Source organism: Micromonospora sp. A202, assembly GCF_006715105.1.
Classification (GTDB): Bacteria; Actinomycetota; Actinomycetes; order Mycobacteriales; family Micromonosporaceae; genus Micromonospora; species Micromonospora zamorensis.
In genome coordinates this window covers 5161070-5185896 of record NZ_VFMP01000001.1, presented here as the reverse complement: position 1 = coordinate 5185896, position 24827 = coordinate 5161070, and the positions used below count along the sequence as shown (strand labels likewise).

The window sequence follows — 24827 nt, the reverse complement described above, 5'->3', positions numbered from 1 at the left end:
CGACCAGCGGTGGCGGGCGTAATCTTGGCTGGCTCGCACACGGCCGATTGCGTATGCCGTCGAACGGGAAAGGTGACTGAATGACCAGCGTCTGGGAGAACCTCACCGTCGATGCCCGCGATCCGGCGCGACTGGCCCGTTGGTGGGCCGAGGCGCTCGGCTACCAGGTCGTCAGCGAGAGTCCGGACGAGGTGGAGATCCGCCAGTCCGCGGACCGCCTGCCCGGCCTGGTCTTCGTGCCCGTGACCGACGCCAAGGACCGCAAGAACCGGCTGCACATCGATCTGCGCCCCGCCAACCGGGAGGCCGAGGTCGAGCGGCTGGTCGACATGGGCGCCCGGCACGTCGACATCGGTCAGGGTGACGTGGAGTGGACGGTGCTGGCAGACCCGGAGGGCAACGAGTTCTGCGTCCTGCGTGAGCGCGAGGAGTGAGCCGGTTTTGCGAGCCCCGCAGTCGCGAACAACGGCGGCTGCGTGAAAAGTGAGTTTGCTGCGGCGGACGCCCGGCTGGTCGAGGAGCCGCCCAAGGACACCGGGCACCGCCGCTCACCGTACGAGCGTGATCGCGCCCGGGTGCTGCACTCGGCGGCGTTCCGGCGGCTGGCCACGAAGACCCAGGTGCACACCGCCGGGACCGATGACTTCCTGCGTACGCGGCTGACGCACTCGCTGGAGGTGGCCCAGATCGCCCGGGAGATGGGCGCCCGGCTGGGTTGCGACCCGGACGTGGTGGACGTGGCGGGGCTCGCCCACGACCTGGGGCACCCGCCGTTCGGGCACAACGGCGAGGCGGCTCTGGATCTGCTGGCCACACCGTGCGGCGGCTTCGAGGGCAACGCGCAGACCCTGCGGGTGTTGGCCCGGCTGGAGGCGAAGGTGCTCGCCCCGGACGGGTCGTCCGCTGGGTTGAACCTGACCCGGGCGTCGCTCGACGCGATCGGCAAGTACCCCTGGCCGCGCCGCCCCGGCGAGCGCAAGTTCGGGGTGTACGCCGACGACGTGACCGTCTTCGACTGGATCCGGGAGGGTGCGCCCGGCGATCGGCGCTGCCTGGAAGCGCAGGTGATGGACTGGGCCGACGACGTCGCGTACTCGGTGCACGACGTGGAGGACGGCATTCACGGCGGGTACGTGTCGTTGCGTCCGCTGCTCGGCGACGCCGACGAGCGGGCCGCGCTCTGCGCCGACGTGGCTGGCGCCTACTCCGGGGAGTCAGCGGCCGACCTGGCCGAGGTGCTGGTCGAGTTGCTGGCCGATCCGCTGCTCGCCCCACTGGCCGGCTACGACGGCAGTCATCGCGCGCAGGTCGCGCTGAAGGCCACCACCAGCGGGGTGACCGGGCGGTTCGTGTCCGCTGCGGTGGCTGCCACGGAGGAGCGCTTCGGCCCCGGACCACATCGCCGCTACGCCGCCGACCTGGTGGTGCCTCGGCTGGTCCGGGCGCAGTGTGCCCTGCTCAAGGGCATCGCGCTGCGGTATGTGATGCGTCGGACCGGCTTCCGGGGCCGCTACGAGCGGCAGCGGACGATGCTGGCCGAGCTGGTCGCCGCGCTGGTGCGGCGGGCTCCGGAAGGGCTCGACCCGATCTTCGCTCCGCTGTGGCGGGCCGCCCCGGACGACACCGCCCGACTGCGGGTTGTGATCGACCAGGTCGCCTCGCTCACCGACCCGGCGGCGGTGACCTGGCACACCCGTCTCGTCGGCGGGGACACACCGCCGACCCACGACGGGGCAGCTTAGGCTAGCCTAACTGATATGACGGAACGCCCCAGGAACGTCACCTCGGCCCGGGTGCTGCGCACCGAGCGGCCCACCCCGCATCTGATCCGGCTCGTCCTCGGTGGGGACGAGCTGACCGGTCTGCCGGTGGGCGAGTTCACCGACCACTACATCAAGGTGGTGTTCCCGCAGCCCGGTGTCGACTATCCGCAGCCGCTGGACCTCGCCGCGATCCGTCGGGACCTGCCCCGGGAGCAGTGGCCCCGGCTGCGCGCGTACACGGTGCGACGCTGGGACCCGCTGGCCGGGGAGCTGACCGTGGACGTGGTGCACCACGGCGACGAGGGGTTGGCCGGCCCGTGGGCCGCCGCGTTGCGCCCGGGTGACCCGGTGCACTTCGTCGGCCCCGGCGGCGCGTACGCCCCGAGCCCGGACGCGGACTGGCACCTGCTGGTCGGCGACGAGAGCGCCCTTCCGGCGATCGCCGCCGCCCTGGAACGGCTGCCGCTGGGTGCACCGGCCCACGTCTTCGTGGAGATCGCCGACCCGTCGGATGAGCAGAAGTTGCTCAGCCCCGGCGCGGTCACGGTGACCTGGCTGCACCGCGGCGACCGCCCGGTGGGCGAGGCGCTGGTCGCTGCGGTGCGGGCGTTGGAGTTCCCCGCCGGCACCGTGCACGCCTTCGTGCACGGCGAGGCTGCCTTCGTCCGGGACCTGCGCCGGCTGCTGCGCGGCGAGCGCGGCGTGCCTCTCGATCGGCTCTCCATCTCCGGCTACTGGCGGCGCGGCATGGACGACGAGGGCTGGCGTTCCACCAAGGCCGACTGGAACCGGCAGGTGACAGCCGAGGAGGAAACCCCCGCTGTGGTGACCGAGCAGGCCGCGGCCGCCTGAGGGCGGATCATCCCTCGGGCGTCTGGGTCGACTCGCTGGCCCTGGCGAGTCGGCGGCTGAGCAGCACGGCGTACCCGACGATCGCCGCGGCGAGCAGGGACAGCATCAGCCTCGGCTCGTGCACCGTCGCGGTGATCACACTGACCGAGACCACCCCGTAGGCGGCGATCGCCAACCGGGCGAGGCTCGGCCGGGTCCACAACCAGTACAGGGCCAGGCCGCACACCGTCCACACCACCATCGAGGCGGCCAGCAGCAGCCGCAGCTCCAGCGGCAGCCGGGGTGCGTCGTCGTCGACCAGCCGGACCACCTGCCCGAGCGCCCAGCCGAGCAGCAGCAGCGCACCGCCGAGCGGAATGTGCAGGTAGCTGTACGCCTGCCCGCCCCGCAGACGACTCTGGAGGAGTCGCGTGGTGACGAAGGTCGTGTAGACCCACCAGACGGCCGCCGGGATCAGGAAGGCCAACCCGGCGGTGAGGATCATGTGGGGCGGGGGATGGTCCGGCACGGCGAAGAGCAGGCTGGCCAGGGCGCTACCCAGCACGATGATCGTGAACTGCCCGATCCGTTCCGGCAGGTGCCGGTTGTCCACCGGCCAGCGGTTGAGCCAGCGCGCCCCGACCCAGGGTGTGGCCAGTTCGATGACCATCGCGACCACCCACAGCGTCGGGCGCAGGTCGGGGGGCGCGGTCAGCGACACCAGCCAGATCAGCCAGCCCGACCCGAAGCCGATGAGGTAGACCGTCGTCACCATGCCGGCCATCGGGCTGGTCGGCCGGGCCCGCAGGTACAGAAGGAGCAGCACCCCGCGCACGATCAGGTACCCGACCGGCAGGAGCACGCTCTCCGGCACCTCGTCGACGCCGAGCGTCATCGCGCCCGCGCCGACCAACGCGAACAGCACCAGCACCCGGTGCAGCGCGTCATCCGGGTAGAACCGGGTGTCGTAGAAAACCTGCCCCACCCACGCCCACTGGATCACCACGAACAGCCCGATCACGGCCAGCACGGCGCTCGGCGACGGGGTCGGGTCGCTGCCCAGCCGGGCGACGACCGCCGCCAGCGCGTACACGAAGATAAGGTCGAGGAAAAGCTCCAACCAGGTGGCATGGCGGTGTCCGGCCTCGTCCGCAGGCGGGGCCTGTCCGCGTAGCCCAATCCGACCGGCCAACCATCTGGGCAGGCGGGGGACGTCGGTCCGTACCCTGCGCATCTGGTCATGGTCCCCGGGCGGGCCCGGCCTGCGGGCCCGAACCGCCCAGCCGGCAGCGGTGGCCGCCACACCGGCGTCCCCCGGCCGGCGTGTTGTCGGCCCGGCAGGGCAGGATGTACGCCGAGGGGGTGGCGCATGGCTGGGCGGATCCGGGACGAGGACATCGCACTGGTCCGGGAACGCACCTCGATCGGGGATGTGATCTCCGAGACGGTCACCCTGAAGTCCGCCGGCGGCGGCAACCTCAAGGGTCTGTGCCCGTTCCACGACGAGAAGAGCCCGTCGTTCAACGTCTCCCCGGCCCGCAACGTCTGGTACTGCTTCGGCTGCGGGGCCGGCGGTGACGCAATCAAGTTCCTGATGGACGCCGACCACCTCAGCTTCGTGGAGTCCGTCGAGCGGCTCGCCGGCCGCGCCGGCATCCAGTTGCGCTACATCGAGGACGACAAGAGCGCCCCGCGCCCTCGCCCGCAGCAGGGCCAGCGCCAGCGCCTGGTCGCCGCGCACGCCGCCGCGGTCGAGTTCTACCGGGCGCAGCTCAGCACCGCGGGTGCCCGGCCGGCGCGGGAGTTCCTGGCCCAGCGAGGGTTCGACCGGGCCGCCGCCGAGCGTTACGGCTGTGGCTTCGCACCGGACGGTTGGGACCTGCTCACCAAGCACCTGCGCCAGCAGGGCTTCACCCACCAGGAGCTGGTCACCGCCGGGCTGTCCCGGGAGGCCCGCTCCGGCAGCCTGATCGACCGGTTCCGCCGCCGGCTGCTCTGGCCGATCCGCGACCTCGCCGGCGACGTGATCGGCTTCGGCGCGCGCAAGCTCTTCGACGACGACGACGGCCCGAAATACCTGAACACCCCCGAGACGCCGATCTACAAGAAGTCGCACGTGCTCTACGGCATCGACCAGGCCAAACGGGAGATCGCCAAGCAGGGGCGAGCGGTGATCGTCGAGGGTTACACCGACGTGATGGCCTGCCACCTGGCCGGCGTGACCACTGCCGTGGCGACCTGCGGCACGGCCTTCGCCGCGGACCACATCTCGGTTCTGCGCCGCCTGCTGTTCGACAGCGACGAGGTGGCCGGCGAGATCATCTTCACCTTCGACGGCGACGCCGCCGGCCAGAAGGCCGCGTTGCGCGCCTTCGAGGACGACCAGCGCTTCGTCGGGCGCACGTTCATCGCCGTCAGCCCGGACAACATGGACCCGTGCGACCTGCGACTGGCCAAGGGCGACCTGGCGGTGCGTGACCTGGTCGCGCGCCGCGAGCCGCTTGTCGACTTCGCGTTGCGACACGTGATCGGCCGCTTCGACCTGGACACCGTCGACGGCCGGGTCGAGGCCATGCGCCACGCCGCGCCGCTGGTCGCACGACTCAAGGACCGGGAAAAGCGCCCGGAGTACGTCCGCAAGCTCGCCATGGACCTCGGCATGGAGATCGAGCCGGTGCAGCGGGCGGTGCTCGCCGCCGCCAACACCCCGCCGCCCGGCACCCGCGACGCCGCACCCGCCACCCGCCCCGCATCGGCCCGCCCCGAGCCGACTCCGGACAGCCCGCAGTCGATGGTCGAGCGGGAGGCGCTGAAACTCGCCCTCCAGCAGCCGGTCCTGGCCGGGCCCATGTTCGACGCGGTCGAGGCCACCGAATACCGCCACCCGGTGCACGTCGGGGTGCGCGCGGCCATCGCGGCGGCCGGCGGCGCCGCGTCAGCCACCGGCGGCGCGGTGTGGATCGAGTCGGTCCGCGACGCCTGCGACGACCTGGCGTCGGCGGCGCTCGTCGGTGAGCTGGCGGTGGAGCCGCTGCGGATCGACGGGGAAGCCGACCCACGCTACGTGTCGATCACCATGGCGCGGGTGCAGTTCGGGTCGGTGACCTCCCGGATCCGGGACATCAAGTCCCGCATCCAGCGGATCAACCCGGTCAACAACAAGGACGAGTACTTCGCCGCCTTCGGTGAGCTGCTGTCCCTGGAGCAGCACGCCCGGGCGCTGCGCGAGCAGGCTGCGGGAGGCCTCTAGATGGGACTGTTCAGCCGCAAGCCGAAGCTGCCGCCGGCCGACCGGCCGCCGCTGACCGCCGACGAGCGGGTGCTGGCATGGGCGGCCGTTGGCAACGGCGAGGGCGACGGAGTGGTGGTCGCCACCAACCTCGGGCTGTGGCTGCCCGGTCGGGGGCAACGGCTCGGCTGGCACACCATCCTCAAGGCGGTCTGGTCCGGCCGGGAGCTGACCGTCACCCCCGCCGAGACCGTCGTCGAACGCGACGGCTACACGGTGGTCGCCGACGGCCCGGCCGAGACATACTTCCTCCTCGACCCGCGCGAGCTGCCGCACCAGGTGCGGGCGCGGGTGACCCGCTCGGTCGCGTACACCGAGCACCAGCCGGTGCCCGGCGGCGCGGCGCGGGTCGCGGCCCGCCGAGTGGCCGGGGCCGACGGTCTGACCTGGACGGTCCGACTCGACCCCGGCACCCCCGCGGACGACGAGGCACTGCTCGCCGAGACCGACCGTCTGGTCGGCGCGGCCCGTGCCGCCACCGCGCCGGCCGATCTCTGACCGGTTGGGTCAGTTGGCGCCGAGATCCTTCAGCGCCTTCTCCGCGCCGCGGTGCAGCGGCACCGGCAGGGTCCTGCGGGCCTTTTCCAGCGAGATCCCCTTGGCCGCCGGGTTGGCCTGGGCCAGGGCGTCGCGCTTGTCGAACACCGTCCGGGTGATCGCGCAGGCGACATTGGCGTCCAGGTCCTTGCGGACCAACAGCACATTGGGCACGACGATGGTCGGGGTGTCGGTCGCCGTCCCGTACGCGTCCCGCCCGATCGTGCCCTCCTGGTAGCCGGGGCTCGACGCGGTCATCTTCGGCAGCAACGGCGCGATGTCGACGAACTTCACCGAGTCGCCGGCGGTGGTGAACAGGTCGGTCAGGCCCCCGGTGGGCAGACCGCCGGACCAGAAGAACCCGTCGACGCTGCCGTCCTTGACCCCCTCGACCGTCTTGGTCAGGTCCAGCCGCTGCGCGCGGATGTCCTTGGCCGGGTCGAGGCCGGCGGCCGCCAGCAGCCGGTTGGCGATCACCTCCGTGCCGGACTTCGGTGAACCGGTGGAGATCCGCTTGCCGCGCATGTCGGCCACCGAGGTGATCCCGGAGTCGTTGCGAACCACCACCTGCGTGTAGTTGTCGTAGATGCGGGCCAGCGCCTCCACCGGCTGGGGCGCGGTGAAGCTGCCCTTGCCCTCGACCGCGTTGACCGCCGTGTCGAACAGGGAGAACGCCACGTCGTACTGGCCACCGACGAGCTGTTCGACGTTCTGCACCGAGGCGCCGGTCTCGGCCGCGGTGCCGGTGAGCTTGCCGCCGGTCGCTCCGGACAACTGCCCGGCCAGGGCGTTGCCGACCACGTAGTAGACGCCCGTCGCGTTGCCGGTGGCGATGCCGACACGGGTCTCCTTGGTCACCTCGCAGGTGACCTCGCTGGCCGCGTCGTCCTTGTCGGCGCCGCCCTGCTGACCTCCACAAGCCGTGGCGCCGACCGTGACGAGGGCGAGAGCGCTCAGGCCCGCCGCGAGGCGTACGTCGATTCGTCTCACAGTTGTTCCTCCACAGGATTTGCTGGTGATCCGGACGATGGCCGACCGGCGGATCCACGTCGGACGAACACACCTGCCGCCGCAACGGCGGCCAGTGCCGCACCGACCATGACCGGGACGGGTTCGAGCCAGAGCAGGGTGACACCGGCGAGGGCACCGAGCACGCGTTCCGGGGCGCCGGCGGGCCCCACCCCGGGCAGCCAGCCACCGGCGGCGACGGCGAGCACCGCCACGCTGAGCGCTGTCACCACGGCGGCGAAGGCGATCCGCTGGACGCCACCGATGCCGAGCAGGCCGAGCCCGGCCGGGGTGATGACGAACGCGATCGGGGTCAGATAGGCCGGCAGCGCGTACCGCAGGGTCTGCCACATGGTCGGCACCAGCCGGCCGCCGGTCACCGCGGCGGCGGCCACCGCGGCGAGCGCGGTCGGCGGGGACACCTCGGACAGGACCGCGAAGTAGAAGACGAACATCGCCGCGGCGGGCGCGCTCACACCCAGGTCGAGCAGAGCCGGACCGACGATCACCCAACCGATCACGAACGAGGCGGTGACCGGCACCGCCAGGCCCAGCAGGCTGAGGGCGACGGCCGCGAGCAGCGCGGTGAGCACCAGGACCAGGGTCGGGTCCGAGGTGGCCGCCTTCGCCCCACCGATCAGCAACGCCGCCGCCTGCGGTCCGAGGCCGGTCTTCGTGGTGGTCGCCGTGATGATGCCGGCGGCGGCACAGACCGCGGAGACCGCGAGCACGCCGCGTACGCCGGTGACGAGCGCGGTCACGAGCCGGGCCGGGGTGAGCCGGTACGCGCGGTCCTTCGTGCGGTCCAGAAAGGAGAGCGCGACCGCCAGGAGGGTGGCGAAGACGACTGCCCTCGTCGCGGACACGCCGACCGCGAGGAACACGATGATCGCGATCAGCGAGGCGAAGTGGTAGCCGAAGCGGGCCAGCAGACGCCAGGGCGAACCGACGTCGATCACGACGGGGCGTACGCCGGAGCGGCGCGCGTCGATCTCCACCGAGAGCAGGATGCCGAGGTAGTAGAGCACCGTCGGCACCGTCGCCCAGCCCAGCACCTGGAGGTACGAGACGCCCAGGTATTCGGCGATGATGAACGCCGCCGCACCCAGGGTCGGTGGGGAGAGGATCGCGCCAACCCCGGCCGCGGCCAGCATGCCGCCGGCCCGCTCCGGGGGATAGCCGGCGCGGCGCAGCAGGGGCCAGGTGACCGCCCCGATGCTCACTGTCGTCGCCGCCCCGGAGCCGGAGACGGTGCCGAGCAGGAAGCCGGAGGCCACCGCCGTCCGCCCGGCGGCGGTACGCGAGCGGCGGAACGCCGCAGCCGACAGCTCGACGAAGAACCGCCCGGCCCCGGACAGCTCCAGCACAGCGCCGTAGATGGTGAACAGCACGATGTACGACGCGGCCACGTCCAGCGGAGTGCCGTAGAAGCCGCTGTCGGAGTTGTAGAACGCGTCCACCAGTTGGCTGAAGTCGAGCCCGGCATGGGCGACCGGCCACGACTGCGGGAGCAACCCGCCGTAGTAGCCGTAGCCGAGGAAGAGCAGGCAGACCGCGGGCAGGATCCAGCCGGTCGTGCGTCGGCACGCCTCCAGCAGCAGGAGCAGCAGGATGGTGCCCATCGCCAGGTCCGCCGGCACCAGCAGACCCTGCCGGTCGAGGAAGGCGTTATAGCCGCCGCCACCCGAGCCGAGCGGGACCGGCAGGACTGGGTAGAGGCAGGCCGCCACCGCCAGCACGACCAGGACCCAGTCCGTCGTGGTTGGCGTTGTGGGCGCCAGGCGGGTCAGGACAGGTGCGTCAGTGTCGTGGTTGCCGTTGCCTTTGGTGCTGCGTCGTCCGCGCCGGGCCGCCAGGCGGGCCCGCAGCCGCAGGTCGGACGGGTAGGCGAGGAAGACCAGCGGGAGTACGCCGGCCAGGAAGATGATCAAGTAATACTTGCTGCCCTGCGACAGCGGGCGGAACACCTGCCAGAGGGAGAGGGCGCCAACGGCCAGCGCCGCCGCGGTGAGGAGCAGACCCGCCGGCCCGGACAACACGCGGCCCGGTTTCTCGTCCTCGAACTGGGCAGCCAGATCCCGGGTCGCCCGTTCGGCGACGGAGTCGCCGTCGCCGGTCGGGTTGTCCCTGCTTGGGTCGTGCCTGGTGGGGTCGTGCCTGGTGGGGTCGTCTCTGCTCGGGTCGTCGCCGGTCGCAGGGGTCTCGGCGGGCTCGGTGGGCGCGGTGAGCTCGGCTGACGGTCGCGGTCGCGGGGCCGCGCTGCTGGGGCCCGTCGCGGGCTCACCGGCGGGAGAGTTGGCTGGTCGGACGGGTGACGAGGAACCATCGGGCGAGCTGATGGGCGGCACGAGGGGACGATACACGTCGATCAGCAAACCGGTGGGGCACCGATCGGGGTTTCGCCGTTGACGGGGTGGCCGGTTGGGCACGGGCGGATATTTGCGTGGAGGGCTGTCGGACCGGGCGGTTAGGGTCGGGCGGTGACTTCGGGGCGACCATTGATTCAGGCTCGCGGGCTGGTGAAGCGGTTCGGTGGCTTCACCGCCGTGGACGGCATCGATGTCGAGGTGCGCTCGGGTGAGGCGTTCGGCTTCCTCGGGCCCAACGGCGCCGGCAAGTCCTCCACCATGCGGATGGTCGGCTGCACGTCTCCACCGAGCGGGGGCGAGCTGCGCATCCTCGGCCTGGACCCGGTGGTTGACGGGCCGGCGATCCGGGCGCGGCTCGGGGTGTGCCCGCAGCTCGACAATCTCGACCCGGAGCTGACGGTCCGGGAAAACCTCACCGTCTACGCCCGCTACTTCGGCATCTCACGGCGGGCGGCCCGCGAGCGGGCCGACGAGCTGCTCGACTTCGTCCAGCTCACCGAGCGCGCCGACAGCAAGGTCGACCCGCTCTCCGGTGGGATGAAGCGTCGGCTGACCATCGCCCGCGCGCTGGTGAACGACCCGGAGATCGTGCTGCTCGACGAGCCGACCACCGGGCTCGACCCGCAGGCCCGACACCTGGTGTGGGAGCGGCTGTTCCGGCTCAAGCAGCAGGGCGTCACGCTGGTGCTCACCACGCACTACATGGACGAGGCCGAGCAGCTCTGCGACCGGCTGGTGGTGATGGACGGCGGCCGCATCGTCGCGGAGGGGTCGCCCCGGGCGCTGATCGAGCGGCACTCCACCCGCGAGGTGGTCGAGTTGCGCTTCGCCGCCGAGTCGCAGGAACCGTTCGCCAGCAAGCTAGACGGGCTGGGGGAGCGGGTCGAGGTGCTGCCCGACCGGGTCCTGCTCTACGTGCCCGACGGCGACGCGGCGGTCGCCGAGGTCACCGCGTTGGGGCTCAACCCGGCCAACGTGCTGGTGCGGCGCAGCGGCCTGGAGGACGTCTTCCTGCACCTGACCGGCCGCACCCTTGTCGACTGACCGACCTCGGCTGATCGTTGGCAGCTCAGCGACAACTTCTCCGGCGTGTCGCACCGCTCAGCTGCCAACGATCGCCGTTCGACTGCATTCGATCTTGGCCGTAACATCGCCCGACCGACGGGCCGGTGGATGCAGGTGACCTTGCGTAGCATCGCCAGCCCGGCGAGCGCATCCGCCCGTTCAGCAGCCGACCACGGGGGTTCCATGTCCAACACGCCGACCAACAGCCGGCATCAGGCCGGCCTAACCGCCCTCTACCTGGGCATCTTCGCCACGGTCTGGTTCAGCGTGCCGGCGGTGGAGCAGCCGTGGCGCGCCTTGTTGGTGGTCGGCAGCGTGGCGTCCATGATCACCGCCGTGCTGGGCGGTGTGATGTCTGGCCGTCCCCGGGGCGAGGGTGGCGGTGCGCAGGAGCGGGCGACCAACCGGCGGTACCTGCTCATCGTCGTCGCCGAGTTCGCCGCCGCCGGGCTGGGCGCCGTCCTGCTGGCTGCCGCCGACCGGTCCGAGTACATTCCGGTGCTGGTCTGCGCGGTGGTCGGGCTGCACTTCTTCCCGCTCGCTCCGCTGCTGCGAGACCCGCTGCTCAGGCCGCTCGGTGTCGCGCTGTGCGTGGTGGCGGCGGCGGGGCTCGTGGCCGCGTTCGGCTCGGCGGTCGCCGCGGGTCGGGTGGTCGGCACCGGTGCGGGGCTGCTGCTGCTCGGTTACGCCGTCCAGGCACTGGTCCGCGCTCGCCGGCCGGCCTGACTGGCGCAGACAGCCGAGGCCGGCCGTTGACTGTTCAGCGGCAACCGGTCTCTCGTGTCGAACTCGGCTTTCGGGAAGTCGGGGCATCGGGGCGGCTCTGACACCCCGAGTTCCTGGAAGCCGAGTCGATCAAGCCGCTGAAACCCGGGCGACACGCCTCCGGGGGCGTCGTAGGGTGACCGGCGGCCTGTCGTACCCCGGAGGTAGACAGGTCGTGGTGGTCGGCACGGTGGGTGGGGGTGGTCGTGGTGAGCGTGGCGACAGCGACGCGCGGGCGGTTCCCGTGGGTGCCGGCGTACGCGGTCTTCGAGCACTATCTGGTGGGTCTACGACGCACCTGGCGGGCCGGGGTGTTCTCGTCGTTCCTGCTGCCGGTGCTGACCGTGCTCGGCTTCGGGCTGGGCGTCGGCGCCTACATCGACCAGGGCGTCGGCGGGGTGCGTTACCTCGACTGGCTGGTGCCCGGGCTGATCGCCTCGACCGCGCTCCAGGTGACCGTCGGTGACTCGACCTGGCCGGTGTTCAGCAACTTCCAGTGGGTCAAGACCTACTTCGCGCAGAGCGCGTCGCCGCTGCGGGTGGGCGACATCGTGGCCGGGCACCTGGCCTTCGTGCTGTTCCGGGTGCTCACCACGATCGTGGCGTTTCTGCTGGTCACCGGGTTGTTCGGGGCGCTGCGGTCGCCGTGGGCGGTGGTCACCCTGCCGGTGGTCGCGTTGCTCGTGCTGGCCGTCGCCGCGCCGACCTTCGCGTACGCCGCGTCGGTGTCCAGCGACAGTTGGCTCGCGATGCTGTTCCGGTTCGCCGTCATCCCCATGACGCTCTTCGCCGGGGTGTTCTTTCCGGTCGAGTCCCTGCCCGACGCGCTGCGGTGGCTGGCGTACGTGACGCCGCTGTGGCACGCCGTCGACCTGTGTCGCGCGGCCACGCTCGGCATCGCCCCACAGTGGTCGGTCGCCGGGCATGTGCTCTACCTGGCCGCCTGGGCCGTCGCCGGTTGGCTGCTGGCGTTGCGCACGTTCCGTCGCAAGCTCGTCGTCTAGGGAGGCGCCGTGGTCACGCTGATCCTGCCCCGGCTGGTCGACGTCTCCGCCGCGTCCCGGCGGTCGGCGTCGGTGGTCGAGCGCAACCTCTCGGCACTGAAGTCGGTCTACTGGCTGCTGCTGCTGTCCGGCTTCGTGGAGCCGCTGCTCTATCTGCTCTCCATCGGGGTGGGCGTTGGGGCGCTCGTCGGCGAGCTGCCGCTGCCCGACGGCCGACTGGTCTCGTACGCCGAGTTCGTGGCCCCGGCGATGCTCGCGTCCTCGGCGATGACCGGGGCGCTCGCGGAGACCACCTTCAACTTCTTCGGCAAGATGAAATACATGAAGCTGTACGACGGGATGATCGCCACCCCGGTACGGCCGTTCGAGATCGCCGTTGGCGAGCTGGGTTGGGCGATGCTGCGGGGCAGCGCCTACTCGGCCGCGTTCCTCGGGGTGATGGTCGCTCTGGATCTGACCAGCGTCGGCCGCGCGTTGGCCGCCCTACCGGCCGCGGTGCTGGTCGGGTTCGCGTTCGGGGCGCTCGGCATGGCGATCTCCACGTTCATGCGCAGCTGGCAGGATTTCGACCTGGTGGGCTCCGCGCAGTTCACGCTGTTCCTGTTCTCCGGCACCTTCGTGCCGGCGCAGGCCTACCCGACTCTGCTGCACTGGCTGGTCGAGGTCACCCCGCTGTACCGGTCGGTGCACCTGATCCGCGGGGTCGCGCTGGGCGGCGGTGGCTGGGTCTGGGTGCTCGACGTGCTCTACCTGCTGGCGATGCTGGCGGTCGGCCTGTTCGTGGCCTCCCGCCGGATGGGCAGGTTGCTCTACAAGTAGGGGTTATCCGCGCGCGTTCACGGGGCATGTCCGGTGGTGACACCACCGACGAAGAGGAGGGGCGATGGCCTCGGACGAGTCTTCCGCCCAGCGAAAGCGGGAGCGTGATCCCGCGAATGCGCCGGTCGGGCCCGACGCGGGGCCGGACAGCCCCACCGATCTGCCCGGCAGCGGTTGGAAGGCGGCTCTGCGCCGGACGGTCCGCGAATTCCAGGACGACAGCCTGACCGACTGGGCGGCGGCGTTGACCTACTACGGCGTGCTGTCCATCTTCCCCGGCCTGCTGGTGCTGATCTCCCTCCTCGGTCTGCTCGGCAAGAGTGCCACCCAGGGCGTCAAGGACACCGTCAACCAGGCAGTGCCGAACGACAGCATCCAGAAGATCATCGAGGGCGCGATCGACACCGCCCAGCAGAACGGCGGTCTGGCCAGCGTCGCGGCGATCATCGGTCTGTTGGCCGCGTTCTGGTCCGCGTCCGGTTACATCGGCGCGTTCATGCGCGCCTCGAACACCATCTACGACGTGCCGGAGGGGCGGCCGATCTGGAAGACGCTCCCGATCCGGCTCGGCGTGACCGCGGTGGTCGGGGTGTTGCTGCTGGTCAGCGCGGTGATCGTGGTCTTCACCGGTCGTCTCGCCGAGTCGGTGGGTGACGTGATCGGGTTGGGCTCGACGGCCGTCGCAGTGTGGGACGTCGCCAAGTGGCCGGTCCTGCTGATCCTGGTCAGCCTGATGTTCGCGATCCTCTACTGGGCCTCGCCGAACGCGCGGCACGGCGGCTTCCGCTGGGTCAGCCCGGGCGGGGTGCTGGCCGTGGTGATCTGGTTGGTGATCTCCGGCCTGTTCGCCTTCTACGTGAGCAACTTCGGCTCGTACAACAAGACGTACGGCGCGCTCGCCGGGGTGATCATCTTCTTGGTCTGGCTCTGGCTGAGCAACATCGCGATCCTGCTGGGTGCCGAGTTCGACGCCGAGTTGGAGCGGGGCCGCGCCATCGAGGCGGGTCACGACGTCGACGACGAGCCGTACGTCGAGCTGCGCGACGACCGCAAGCTTCGCAAGAAGAGGGGATCCGCCGACCGCAGCTGACCGCCTCGGACGAATCGCCCCGCCACCGCACGTCCGGCTGGCGGGGCGATTTCGTGTCCATCGATGGAACTGCTGGCAAGCGGTTGCGGGCGGCCCGTGATCCTTTTCTTGATCGACTAGTAGCTTTTGTTCTTTCGGACAAAAGTTGGTCTCGGAACGGTTGAAGCTCTGGACAGGCGGCGCGGAACGCTCCTACTGTGTCGGACACAACACATCGACATGACGTCGATGTGAACGAGGCTGATGAAGAGGTGGCCCCCGTTGCGGACCGTCGATCCCCTGCACGTACGACTGTTGCGGTTGCTCCGCGACGAGGGGGCCGTGTCCCGGGCCGAGCTGGGCGACCGGCTCCAGATGCCGCGCCCCCGCATGCTGGCCGAGCTGGAACGTCTGGTCGCGCTGGGCTACGTCGCAGAGGCGGGGCTCGCCGCCTCCCGAGGTGGGCGTCGCTCGACCCTGGTCGAGCTGAACCCGAAGCTCCGCTTCGCCGCCGTCGACCTCGGTGCCAGCTCGATCGACATCGAGGTGGTCAACGGCCGCCTCGAACCGGTGGCCCACTACGGCGAGGCCGCCGACATCCGCAACGGTCCGAAGGTGACCCTGCAACGGGTCAACGAGTTGCTGCACAAGGCCCGGGTCGACGGTGCGTACGAGCGGTTGGACGCGGTCGGCATCGGCGTACCCGGCCCGGTCAGCTTCCGCGACGGCGTTCCGGTCTCACCGCCGATCATGCCGGGCTGGGACCGGTTCCCGGTGCGCGAGCTGCTCAGCCGGGAGCACGGCTGCCCGGCGGTGGTCGACAACGACGTCAACATCATGGCGATCGGTGAGCGGCACGGTGGGGTCGCCCACTCGGTAGATGACTTCCTCTTCGTGAAGATCGGCACCGGGATCGGGTGCGGCATCTACCTCACCGGCGAGGTCTACCGGGGCACCGACGGGTGCGCCGGCGACATCGGCCACATCCAGGTCGACTCGCACGGTCCGATGTGTTCCTGCGGCAACATCGGTTGCCTGGAGGCGCTGTTCAGCGGTGCCGCGCTGGCCAAGGAAGCCACCGCCGCCGCCCGCAGTGGCGTCTCGCCGGCGCTCGCCGAGCGGATGACGCTGCGCGGCGTGGTGACGGCTCTCGACGTCGCCGAGGGCGCCGTCGAGGGAGACGTGGCCTGCATCCAGCTGATCCGTGACGGCGGGCGGCGGGTCGGCGGTGTGCTCGCCGGCCTGGTCAGCTTCACCAACCCGTCGATGATCGTGATCGGCGGCGGGTTGGCCCAGCTCGGGCACATCCTGCTCGCCGAGATCCGCAGCGTGGTCTATCGCCGGTCGCTGCCGCTGGCCACCGGCAACCTGCCCGTCGTGCTGTCCGAGCTCGGTGGCCGTGCCGGTGTCACCGGGGCGGCGGTGCTCGCGAGTGACGTCGCCTTCGCGGACGCGTCATGAGCGCGAGCAGTGAGCCGGGCTTGCGAGCCCCGCAGTCGCGACCAGCGGCCGGTGCCGTGAAGTTGACCGAGATCCTGTCGTGAGCGAGGAGGAGACTGTGGCTCTGCCCGAGGATGACGCCGCCACCGCGTCGGCTGAGGCCGTCGCCGAGGCACCGCTGGTCGAGGCTCCCGCTGACACCGTCGCGGGCGAGGTGGTCCTGCGCCTCACCGATGTGGTCAAGACCTTCCCCGGCGTACGCGCGCTCGATGGTGTGCAGCTGGAGGTGCGTGCCGGCGAGGTGCACTGTCTGCTCGGTCAGAACGGCGCCGGCAAGTCCACCCTGATCAAGGTGCTCTCCGGGGTGCACCAACCGGATTCCGGGCAGGTGGAGTGGCGCGGCGAGCCGGTCACGTTCGCCAACCCGCAGGCCGCGATGAAGGCCGGCATCGCCACCATCTACCAGGAGCTCGACCTCGTCGAGGACCTGTCGGTGGCGGAGAACGCCTTCCTCGGCCACGAGTACCGCAACTTCGGGTTCGTCCGGCGCGGCCGGATGGCCCGGCACACCCGGCAGATCCTCAGTCGGCTCGGCCACGGTGAGATTCCGCCCGGGCGGATGGTCCGGTCGCTGCCGGCGGCGGGCAAGCAGATCGTCAGCATGGCCCGGGCGCTGTCGCACGAGGCCCGACTGATCATCATGGACGAGCCGAGCGCCGTGCTGGCCCATGACGAGGTCGGCAACCTTTTCCGGATCATCCGGGAGCTGACCGCGCAGGGCATCGCCGTCATCTACATCTCCCACCGTCTGGAGGAGATCCGCGAGATCGGCGACCGGGTCACCGTACTCAAGGACGGTCGGACCACCGCGGCGAACCTGCCGGCGCGCGACACCCCGACCCGCGACCTGGTCAGCCGGATGACCGGCCGGACCATCGAGTACGTCTTCCCGGACCGACCGAGCGACGACGCCGCGGGTGCCGACCTGCTCCAGGTGCAGGGGTTGACCCGGCCCGGCGAGTTCGCCGACGTCTCGTTGAACGTGCGTGCCGGGGAGATCGTCGGCATCGCCGGGCTGGTCGGCTCCGGCCGTTCCGAGCTGCTGGAGACCATCTACGGCGCCCGTTTAGCGGAGGCCGGCTCGGTCCGGATGAACGGCAAGGTGCTGCGTCCCGGCGTGGGCGCGGCGGTGCGGGCCGGTATGGGGATGGCCCCGGAGGAACGCAAGAGCCAGGCGCTGCTGCTCGGTGAACCGATCTACCGCAACGTCACGCTGGCCACTTTCGGCCGGTACGCGCGGCTCGGCTTCACCAACGCCGCCAAGGAACGCGCCGAGGCGGACCGGATCGCCGAGACCCTGGAGCTGCGGCCCCGGGACGTCGACCGGCCGGTACGCACGCTGTCCGGCGGCAACCAGCAGAAGGTCGTGGTCGGGCGATGGCTGCTCGGCGGCACGAAGTTGTTGCTGCTCGACGAGCCCACCCGGGGCGTGGACGTGGGCGCCCGGGCTGAGCTCTACCAGGTCATCCGGGGATTGGCCGCTCAGGGCGTTGGGGTGCTGCTGGTCTCCAGCGAGGTGCCCGAGGTGCTGGGTCTGGCCGACCGGGTGCTGGTGATGCGGGAAGGGCGGGTCGTCCGCGAAGCCGCGGCCGGCGAACTCGACGAGAACACTGTGCTTGACCTCGTGATGGCGGGGTCCTTGATGGAAGGCGCACCGGCATGAGCGACGCGACTCCCACTCCCACCGCGACACCGGAGCGCCCGCAGCTTCCGGCGCAGTCACCGCCGGTGGACCCGGCGGAGACGGCGGTGGCCGGCGATAAAGCAGCATCCGCGGGTCGGCTCTCCTGGTGGCGGGGCGACGGCGGCGACGGCGCCAAGCGCAACCTCGGTCTGATCGGTGTGTTGGCCGCACTGATCGTGGTTGGCGCGGTGACCAAGCCGGATCTCTACGGTGACCCGAACTGGGTCTGGAACAACGTCCTGGCCATCCTTCAGCTCGCCTCGGTCGTCGGCGTGGTGACGGTCGGTATGACGTTCGTGATCATCGGCGGTGGCATCGACCTGTCGGTCGGGGCGATCGTCGCGCTGGCCGGCGTCTGGTGCACCACGGTGGCCACCCAGAGCTACGGCGCCGGTGGGATGATCTTCGCGGCCCTCGCGGTCGGCATCTGTGTCGGTCTGGTCAACGGGGTGCTCATCTCGTACGGGCGGTTGGTGCCGTTCATCGCGACGCTCGCGATGCTGGTGGCCGCGCGGGGCCTCGCGGCGTCGATCTCCAACAAGCAGACCCAGGTGTCGAGCAGCACCTTCATCAACGACATCGCGGCGCGCAAGGTGATCGGCATTCCGATCCTCGTCTACATCCTCGGCGCAGTGGTGCTGGCCGGTTGGGTAGTGCTCAACCGGACGACCTTCGGCCGGCGGACCATCGCCGTCGGCGGTAACCCGGAGGCGGCACGGCTGGCCGGCATCAACGTCCGCCGCCACACCATGCTGCTCTACGCGCTCTCCGGTCTGTGCTGCGGCATCGCCGCCATCATGCTCACCTCGCAGGCCACCTCGGCGCAGGCGGCGATGGCCAACCTGTACGAGTTGGACGCGATCGCCGCGGCCATCATCGGTGGAACGCTGCTCAGCGGTGGTCGGGGCACGATCGTCGGCTCCCTGCTCGGCGTCATCATCTTCGCCACGATCACCAACCTCTTCGCCATCAACGGCCTCTCCATCGAGGCGCAGAACATGGTCAAGGGCGGCATCATCGTCGCCGCCGTCCTGGTCCAGCAGTTCCAGTTCAAGTCCGTCACTCGGCTCCTCGCGCGGAACAGGGTCACCACCGCAACCTGACGCACCGCACCGTTGTCCCGGGCGACGTCGAGAAATTCGACAGTGGCCGGGCCTCGCACACCCTCACCAACTCAAATCCCGCTCCCAGGAGGTCATTCATGACCCAGCACAGTCGCGACCTGTCGCGCCGCCGGTTGCTCTTCGGTGGAGCCGCAGTAGGCGCCGCCACCCTTCTCACCGCCTGCACCAGCAACGAGACGCCGGCAGCCAGCACCCAGACCAAGGCCGCCGGAGACAGCGCCGGCAACAACGCGCCGGGCAAGAAGGTCGTCATCGGCTTCTCGGCGCCGGCCGCCGACCACGGCTGGATGGGTGCGATCCACGCCAACGCCAAGGCTCAGGCCGCGGCCTACTCGGACGTGGAGTTCCAGGAGGTCGACGGTGGGTCGAACTCCGAGGCCCAGCGCTCCACGCTCGGCACCCTGATCGCCCAGAAGCCGGACATCATCGTCGTGCTGCCGCACGACGGCAAGGAGGTCAACGCCGTTGCCCTCCAGGCGATGCAGGCGGGCATCCCGATCGTGAACCTCGACCGGGCGTTCCCCGACGCGCTGGCCTCGCGGCTGGTCATCAAGGGCGACAACTACGGCATGGGCGTCTCGGCCGGGCACTTCATCGGCAAGCAGCTCAAGGCCAAGGGCATCGCCAACCCGGTGATCGGTGAGATCGCCGGCCTGGAGATCCCGCTGACCGTCGAGCGCAGCGCCGGCTTCGCGGCGGCCCTGGCGACCTACGGGTTCAAGGTGAACAACCGTCGTTCCGCCGAGTTCACCTCGGACAGCGGCCAGCGTGAGGCGGCCCAGCTGCTCCAGGCGCTGCCGAAGATCGACGCGGTCTGGAACCACGACGACGACCAGGGCATCGGTGTGCTTGCCGCCATCAAGCAGGCCAACCGGTCGGAGTTCTTCATGGTCGGCGGCGCCGGCTCGAAGCTCGCGATCGACGCGATCAAGGCCGACAACACCGTGCTCAAGGCGACGGTCACGTACAACCCGTCGATGGCCTCGTCGGCAGTCTCCCTCGCGCGGCTCGTCGCGCAGGGCCGGGGCCTGGGCGACCTGACGGAACTGCAGGTTCCCAAGGAAGTAACCCTGGCCTCCGAGACGATCACCAAGGAGAACGCGAGCAGCTACGACAAGCTCGGGTTCTGACATACCGGGGGGAGACCCACCTTGTCCACGACAGACAAAGAACTGCGGGTCGGCATGGTCGGCTACGCGTTCATGGGCGCCGCGCACTCACAGGCGTGGCGCACCGTGAACCGCGTCTTCGACCTGCCGGCGCGGGCCCGGATGGCGCTGATCTGCGGTCGAGACACAACGAAGGTGGCGGATGCCGCCGACCGGCTCGGCTGGGACGCGTACACCACGGACTGGCGTGACTTGATCAACCGGGACGACATCGACGTGATCGATGTCTGCACACCGGGCGACAGTCACGCCGAGATCGCGCTCGCCGCGTTGGCTGCCGGTAAGCACGTCCTGTGCGAGAAGCCGTTGGCCAACACGGTGGCGGAGGCACGGGCGATGACCGCTGCGGCGGAACTCGCCCGGGCCTCCGGGGTGCGGTCGATGTGCGGGTTCAACTACCGCCGGGTCCCCGCGGTCACGATGATGCGCCAGTTGGTCGCCGACGGACGACTCGGGGTGATTCGACACGTCCGTGCGACGTACCTGCAGGACTGGATCGTGGACCCGCAGTTCCCGCTGGTCTGGCGGTTGCAGAAAGACAGGGCGGGCTCCGGCGCGCTCGGTGACATCGGTGCGCACATCATCGATCTGACCCAGTTCGTCACCGGCCAGAAGATCAGCGGGGTCAGCGCGGTCACCGAGACGTTCGTCAAGGAACGGCCGTTGCCGGCCGAGTCGAGTGGTCTGGCGGCCACTGTGGACGGCCACACCGCCCCCACCGGGCCGGTCACCGTCGACGACGCCGCGGTCTTCGTGGCACGGCTCGACGGCGGCGCCCTGGCCACGTACGAGGCGAGCCGGTTCGCCACCGGTCGCAAGAACGCGTTGCGTGTCGAGATCAACGGCTCGCTGGGCAGCGTGATCTTCGACCTGGAGCGGCTCAACGAGCTGGAGTTCTACGACGCCACCAGGCCGAGCGTGGAGCAGGGTTTCAGCCGCATCCTGGTGACCGAGGGCGAGCACCCGTATATGTCGGCGTGGTGGCCTCCGGGCCACATCATCGGCTACGAGCACTCGTTCACGCACGAGATGCGCGATTTCATCGAGGCGGTCGCCACCGGCGTCGACCCGACTCCGTCCTTCGCCGACGCGTTGCAGGTCCAGCTGGTGCTGGACGCGGTGACCCGCTCGGCGGAACTCGGTTCCTCCTGGACCGAGGTGGAGCCGGCGCTGATCGCGGCGGCCGTCTGACCATCGACCATCCGCGATGGTGGTGATCGCACCACCATCGCCCTACCAGCTTCCCGAAGCCGACCGGCGAGGGAGCGGCCGCGGATTGCGCCCCGCGGCCGGGACGAGGTCGGCGTCGGAGAGCGTGCGGCCGGGCACTACGGCCCGGTGGCGCACGAGCAGGACGGTCGTCCGGTGCGACCGGACCGGGATTCCCCGGCCGCACCGGAGGACCGCCACCAATCCGGAGATCCGGAGGACCTGATGGCACCGCCCGCCGCTGCCCCCACCCGTACCGCAACCACTCGCCGACGTCCGGCGGGTCGTGCTGCCGTCGGTGACCTGGTGGGCACGGCGGCCTGAGACGCCCGGTCGGGACGCATCAGCGCCCCGGCCGGTCGGGTGCGGGGGAGACAGGGTCGAGACGCCGACCCGACCCTGTCTACCAAGCCCCGTCTGCCCGCGCCCTGACCGGAAACCGGTCCGGCGTCGTCGCCGCCGACGCCGACGTCGGAACCCGGTGCCAAACCGGTGTGGGACGGGCGGACGGGGCCCCGCAAAACCGGGGCGTATCTTTCCGAAACATATTCTGATATTCCTATATTTAGCGGTACCGCGGTTCCTCGTGAACGGGGAAGGAGCACCATGCGAACAGGTGTCTGGCTGGTAGGAGCGCGTGGTTCCGTCGCGACCACCAGCATCGTCGGGGGGCTCGCGCTGCGGGCTGGCCTGGCCGGGCCCACCGGCTGCGTCACCGAGCTGCCCGAGCTGCGTGGCCCCGCCCTGCCGAGCTTCGCCGACCTCGTCTTCGGCGGGCACGACCTGGCCACCACCCCGCTGTCCAAGCGCGCCGAGGCCCTCGCCGACGCCGGTGTCATCCCCTGGCGGCTGGTCGCCGCGCTCCCTGACGAGCTGAACGCGGTCGAGCAGGAGCTGCGCCCCGCACCGGTCGGTGCCACCCAGGCCGACCGGGCCGACGCCGTGGTCCGCGACCTCACCAGCTTCCGTGAGCGGCACCATCTGGACCGGGTGGTGGTGGTCAACGTCTCCGCCACCGAGCCGGCACCGGAGCCGCACCCCGGGCACGCCGACCCGGCCGCGTTGCGCGCCGCTCTCGCCGGGCCGGACGAGGTGCTGCCGGTCAGCTCCCTCTACGCGTACGCGGCGGTGCTGGCCGGCTGCCCGTACGTCGACTTCACCCCGTCCACCGGGCTGCGGCTTCCCGCGCTGGCCGCGCTGGCCGAGGAGGCCCGACTGCCGTACGCCGGGCATGACGGCAAGACCGGGGAGACCCTCGTCAAGTCGGTGCTCGCGCCGATGTTCGCGATGCGCAACCTGGCCGTGCGCTCCTGGTCCGGGGTCAACCTGCTGGGCGGTGGCGACGGCGCCACCCTCGCCGACCCGGCCGCCAACGCGGCGAAGGTGCAGAGCAAGCAGCGGGTGCTCGGCGAGACGCTGGGCTACGTCCCGCAGGGCGGCACCCGCATCGAGTACGTCGAGGATCTGGGCGACTTCAAGACCGCCTGGGATCTGATCACCTTCGCCGGCTTCCTCGGCACCGGCATGCGGATGGAGTTCACCTGGCACGGCTGCGACTCCGCGCTGGCCGCGCCGCTGGTGCTCGACCTGGCCCGGCTCACCGCCGCCGCGCACGCCGCCGGGCAGGTGGGGCCGCTGGCCGAGCTGGGCTTCTTCTTCAAGGACCCGCTCGGCTCGCCCACCCACTCGCTGGGCGAGCAGTGGGCCCGCCTGAGCGACTTCACCCGGCAGCTGCACGCCGGCGGGGACGGTGTCCATGACAACGTTGGCTGATCTCGCCGAGTTGGTCCGGGCACCGGCCGCGCTCTCGGTGCCCGGTGACGTGATCGCCGGTGCGGCGGCGGCCGGCGCGCTGAGCCCGCGTACGCCCGCCCTGGCCGGCGCGTCGGTGCTGCTCTACTGGGCCGGCATGGCCGCCAACGACTGGGCCGACCGGGGCCTGGACGCGGTGGAACGCCCCGAGCGCCCGATCCCCAGCGGTCGGGTCACCCCGGCCGCCGCGGTGGGCCTCGCGGCGGGTCTCACGGCCGCCGGCGTGGGCCTGGCCGCCGCCGTGGGCGGTCGCCGCGCCGTCGCGCTCGCCGTGCCGCTGGCAGCCACCATCTGGGGGTACGACCTGCTGGCCAAGAACACCTCCGCCGGTCCGGCCGTGATGGCCGCCTGCCGGGGGCTGGATGTGCTGCTCGGCGCGTCGGGTGGACGGGTGACCCGGGCGTTGCCGGCGGCGGCGACGGTCGCCGCGCACACCTGGACGGTCACCGCACTGTCCCGCCGGGAGGTCACCGGCGCCGACGCGAAACTGCCGATGCGCACCCTCGCGGGCACCGCGTTGGTCGCCGCCAGTGCCGCGGTCGCCGCCCCTCGGCGGGTTGCGGTGCTGCCCGCCGTGTTGGCCGGCTGGTACGCCGCCCGCTACGGCGCGGCCCAGGCCGAGGTGGTCCGGGACCCGTCGGCCGGGCGGGTCCGCGCCGCCGTCGGCGCCGGGATCACCGGGCTGCCCGCCCTCCAGGGGGCGCTCACCGCGCGCGGTGGAGCAGGTCTGCTCGGGGTGGCCGTCGCGGCGGCCGCGCCGCTGGGTCGACGGTTGGCCCGGAAGGTCTCCCCGACATGAGCATCCCCGAGCCCCGGCCCGGTGCGCCGGCCGCCGACGCCACGACGCTGCGCCTCGGGTACGGCACCAACGGCTTCGCCAACCATCGGCTCGACGACGCGCTCGCCGTCATCGCCGACCTCGGATACGACGGGGTGGCGCTCACCCTGGACCACGACCACCTGGACCCGTTCGCGCCCGGCCTCACCCGCCGGGTCGCCGCCGTCGGCAAACGGTTGGAGGCGCTCGGACTGGCCGTGGTGATCGAGACCGGGGCCCGCTACCTGCTCGACCCGTGGCACAAACACGCTCCGACGTTGCTGCACGACGACCCAACCCGGCGGATCGAGTTCCTGCGCCGCGCCGTGCGAATCGGCGCCGACCTGGGCGCCGAGGCTGTCTCGTTCTGGGCCGGTGTCCGACCCGAGGCGGTGTCACCGCAGTGCGCCTGGGACCGACTGGTGGCTGGCTGCGCCACAGTGGTCGACGCGGCCGACACCGCCGGCGTCACCCTCGGCTTCGAACCGGAGCCCGGCATGCTGGTGCAGGACATCGCCGACTGGCGTCGGCTGCACGCCGCTCTCGACAACCCGGCCCGCTTCGGCATCACCCTCGACATCGGACACTGCCGGTGCCTGGAGCCCTGGCCGGTGCCGCAGTGCGTCGCCGAGGTGGCCGACCACCTGGTCAACGTGCAGATCGACGACATGCGCCGGGGCGTGCACGAGCACCTGGAGTTCGGTGTCGGCGAGATCGACTTCCCGCCGGTGCTGGCCGCGCTGCGCGACGCCGGCTACCGCGGCCTGGTCGCCGTCGAGCTGCCCCGGGACTCGCACGCCGCGCCCGCCGTGGCCGCCCGGTCGATCGAGTTCCTGCGCGCCGCAGCCGCCACCGATTACCACCCTGCCCGCACCCTTTGCTCTGCACCCACCGAGGCGACACCCACCGAGGCGACACCAGCCAAAGAGGCCCCGGTGCATATGTAGGTGCAGAGCAAAGGTGGCGGGCACCGCGTAGCAGTAAGGGGAGGAG

The 24827-nt window shown here is 71.1% G+C and carries 20 protein-coding genes and 1 pseudogene; 18 read left to right on the top strand and 3 right to left on the bottom strand.

Annotation, left to right across the window (positions count from 1 at the left end; translation table 11 throughout):
• Positions 1–80 precede the first annotated feature (80 nt).
• Genes FBZ33_RS23835 through FBZ33_RS23825 form a run of 3 tightly spaced genes read left to right on the top strand, consistent with a single transcriptional unit; the run spans position 81 to position 2615 of the window.
• Positions 81–434, top strand: a complete 354-nt coding sequence (locus FBZ33_RS23835; RefSeq protein ID WP_088949656.1) for a VOC family protein — start codon at positions 81–83, stop codon at positions 432–434.
• 42 nt (positions 435–476) lie between these two features.
• Positions 477–1742 (top strand): deoxyguanosinetriphosphate triphosphohydrolase, encoded by a 1266-nt coding sequence (locus FBZ33_RS23830; protein ID WP_141910741.1) that lies wholly within the window; start codon positions 477–479, stop codon positions 1740–1742.
• Between the two features lie 15 nt (positions 1743–1757).
• A complete protein-coding gene (locus FBZ33_RS23825; RefSeq protein ID WP_141910740.1) occupies positions 1758–2615 on the top strand; it encodes a siderophore-interacting protein in 858 nt (285 codons plus the stop codon).
• A gap of 7 nt (positions 2616–2622) precedes the next feature.
• Here FBZ33_RS23825 and FBZ33_RS23820 read toward each other — a convergent pair whose 3' ends face one another.
• A complete protein-coding gene (locus tag FBZ33_RS23820) occupies positions 2623–3828 on the bottom strand; it encodes a low temperature requirement protein A (RefSeq protein WP_141910739.1) in 1206 nt (401 codons plus the stop codon).
• A 113-nt stretch (positions 3829–3941) separates the two neighbouring features.
• On the opposite strand from FBZ33_RS23820, the pseudogene dnaG reads away from it, so the two are divergent.
• Both dnaG and FBZ33_RS23810 read left to right on the top strand, forming a co-directional pair.
• A pseudogene (dnaG, locus tag FBZ33_RS23815) lies at positions 3942–5844 on the top strand (DNA primase).
• Positions 5845–6381, top strand: a complete 537-nt coding sequence (locus FBZ33_RS23810; protein ID WP_141910737.1) for a hypothetical protein — start codon at positions 5845–5847, stop codon at positions 6379–6381.
• A 9-nt stretch (positions 6382–6390) separates the two neighbouring features.
• On the opposite strand, the gene FBZ33_RS23805 is transcribed toward FBZ33_RS23810, so the two are convergent.
• Together FBZ33_RS23805 and FBZ33_RS23800 are read right to left on the bottom strand one after the other, a co-directional pair.
• Positions 6391–7410, bottom strand: coding sequence for a TAXI family TRAP transporter solute-binding subunit (locus FBZ33_RS23805; RefSeq protein ID WP_141910736.1), 1020 nt, complete (start codon positions 7408–7410; stop codon positions 6391–6393).
• On the bottom strand, positions 7407–9776 hold the full coding sequence (locus tag FBZ33_RS23800; RefSeq protein ID WP_141910735.1) for a TRAP transporter fused permease subunit: 2370 nt from the start codon (positions 9774–9776) through the stop codon (positions 7407–7409). The genes FBZ33_RS23805 and FBZ33_RS23800 overlap by 4 nt, the downstream gene beginning before the upstream one ends.
• Before the next feature lie 132 nt (positions 9777–9908).
• Here FBZ33_RS23800 and FBZ33_RS23795 point away from each other — a divergent pair, with 132 nt between their 5' ends.
• From FBZ33_RS23795 to FBZ33_RS23735, 13 genes are all read left to right on the top strand, one after another.
• On the top strand, positions 9909–10841 hold the full coding sequence (locus tag FBZ33_RS23795) for an ABC transporter ATP-binding protein (protein ID WP_088949649.1): 933 nt from the start codon (positions 9909–9911) through the stop codon (positions 10839–10841).
• 204 nt (positions 10842–11045) lie between these two features.
• Positions 11046–11588 carry a hypothetical protein gene (locus FBZ33_RS23790; RefSeq protein ID WP_141910734.1) on the top strand — a complete coding sequence of 181 codons (543 nt, stop codon included), beginning with the start codon at positions 11046–11048 and terminating at the stop codon, positions 11586–11588.
• A gap of 245 nt (positions 11589–11833) precedes the next feature.
• A complete protein-coding gene (locus FBZ33_RS23785; RefSeq protein ID WP_141912912.1) occupies positions 11834–12631 on the top strand; it encodes an ABC transporter permease in 798 nt (265 codons plus the stop codon).
• 9 nt (positions 12632–12640) lie between these two features.
• A complete protein-coding gene (locus FBZ33_RS23780) occupies positions 12641–13450 on the top strand; it encodes an ABC transporter permease (protein ID WP_141910733.1) in 810 nt (269 codons plus the stop codon).
• 64 nt (positions 13451–13514) lie between these two features.
• Positions 13515–14540 (top strand): YihY/virulence factor BrkB family protein, encoded by a 1026-nt coding sequence (locus FBZ33_RS23775; RefSeq protein ID WP_141910732.1) that lies wholly within the window; start codon positions 13515–13517, stop codon positions 14538–14540.
• A 243-nt stretch (positions 14541–14783) separates the two neighbouring features.
• Complete coding sequence (locus tag FBZ33_RS23770) at positions 14784–15980, top strand: ROK family protein (protein WP_255509032.1); 1197 nt, start codon at positions 14784–14786, stop codon at positions 15978–15980.
• A 193-nt stretch (positions 15981–16173) separates the two neighbouring features.
• Positions 16174–17682, top strand: a complete 1509-nt coding sequence (locus FBZ33_RS23765) for a sugar ABC transporter ATP-binding protein (protein WP_185755517.1) — start codon at positions 16174–16176, stop codon at positions 17680–17682.
• A complete protein-coding gene (locus FBZ33_RS23760; protein WP_088949644.1) occupies positions 17679–18806 on the top strand; it encodes an ABC transporter permease in 1128 nt (375 codons plus the stop codon). Before FBZ33_RS23765 ends, FBZ33_RS23760 begins: the two co-directional genes overlap by 4 nt.
• Before the next feature lie 98 nt (positions 18807–18904).
• Positions 18905–19957, top strand: coding sequence for a substrate-binding domain-containing protein (locus FBZ33_RS23755; RefSeq protein WP_141910731.1), 1053 nt, complete (start codon positions 18905–18907; stop codon positions 19955–19957).
• Positions 19958–20011: 54 nt separating this feature from the next.
• Positions 20012–21187, top strand: a complete 1176-nt coding sequence (locus FBZ33_RS23750) for a Gfo/Idh/MocA family protein (RefSeq protein ID WP_370453101.1) — start codon at positions 20012–20014, stop codon at positions 21185–21187.
• A gap of 624 nt (positions 21188–21811) precedes the next feature.
• On the top strand, positions 21812–22978 hold the full coding sequence (locus tag FBZ33_RS23745; protein WP_141910730.1) for an inositol-3-phosphate synthase: 1167 nt from the start codon (positions 21812–21814) through the stop codon (positions 22976–22978).
• Complete coding sequence (locus tag FBZ33_RS23740; protein WP_141910729.1) at positions 22962–23816, top strand: SCO3242 family prenyltransferase; 855 nt, start codon at positions 22962–22964, stop codon at positions 23814–23816. The genes FBZ33_RS23745 and FBZ33_RS23740 overlap by 17 nt, the downstream gene beginning before the upstream one ends.
• Positions 23813–24781, top strand: a complete 969-nt coding sequence (locus tag FBZ33_RS23735; RefSeq protein ID WP_141910728.1) for a sugar phosphate isomerase/epimerase — start codon at positions 23813–23815, stop codon at positions 24779–24781. The genes FBZ33_RS23740 and FBZ33_RS23735 overlap by 4 nt, the downstream gene beginning before the upstream one ends.
• The last annotated feature ends 46 nt before the right edge of the window (positions 24782–24827 follow it).

What these genes read in the sequence shown, in the direction of transcription:
- FBZ33_RS23790 (WP_141910734.1), top strand. Translation starts at nt 11,046, where the DNA reads ATGTCCAACACGCCGACCAACAGCCGGCATCAGGCCGGCCTAACCGCC.
- FBZ33_RS23750 (WP_370453101.1), top strand. Translation starts at nt 20,012, where the DNA reads ATGGTCGGCTACGCGTTCATGGGCGCCGCGCACTCACAGGCGTGGCGC.
- FBZ33_RS23760 (WP_088949644.1), top strand. Translation starts at nt 17,679, where the DNA reads ATGAGCGACGCGACTCCCACTCCCACCGCGACACCGGAGCGCCCGCAG.
- FBZ33_RS23745 (WP_141910730.1), top strand. Translation starts at nt 21,812, where the DNA reads ATGCGAACAGGTGTCTGGCTGGTAGGAGCGCGTGGTTCCGTCGCGACC.
- FBZ33_RS23775 (WP_141910732.1), top strand. Translation starts at nt 13,515, where the DNA reads ATGGCCTCGGACGAGTCTTCCGCCCAGCGAAAGCGGGAGCGTGATCCC.
- FBZ33_RS23820 (WP_141910739.1), bottom strand. Translation starts at nt 3,828, where the DNA reads ATGCGCAGGGTACGGACCGACGTCCCCCGCCTGCCCAGATGGTTGGCC.
- FBZ33_RS23835 (WP_088949656.1), top strand. Translation starts at nt 81, where the DNA reads ATGACCAGCGTCTGGGAGAACCTCACCGTCGATGCCCGCGATCCGGCG.
- FBZ33_RS23825 (WP_141910740.1), top strand. Translation starts at nt 1,758, where the DNA reads ATGACGGAACGCCCCAGGAACGTCACCTCGGCCCGGGTGCTGCGCACC.
- FBZ33_RS23770 (WP_255509032.1), top strand. Translation starts at nt 14,784, where the DNA reads ATGAAGAGGTGGCCCCCGTTGCGGACCGTCGATCCCCTGCACGTACGA.
- FBZ33_RS23740 (WP_141910729.1), top strand. Translation starts at nt 22,962, where the DNA reads ATGACAACGTTGGCTGATCTCGCCGAGTTGGTCCGGGCACCGGCCGCG.
- FBZ33_RS23755 (WP_141910731.1), top strand. Translation starts at nt 18,905, where the DNA reads ATGACCCAGCACAGTCGCGACCTGTCGCGCCGCCGGTTGCTCTTCGGT.
- FBZ33_RS23735 (WP_141910728.1), top strand. Translation starts at nt 23,813, where the DNA reads ATGAGCATCCCCGAGCCCCGGCCCGGTGCGCCGGCCGCCGACGCCACG.
- FBZ33_RS23810 (WP_141910737.1), top strand. Translation starts at nt 5,845, where the DNA reads ATGGGACTGTTCAGCCGCAAGCCGAAGCTGCCGCCGGCCGACCGGCCG.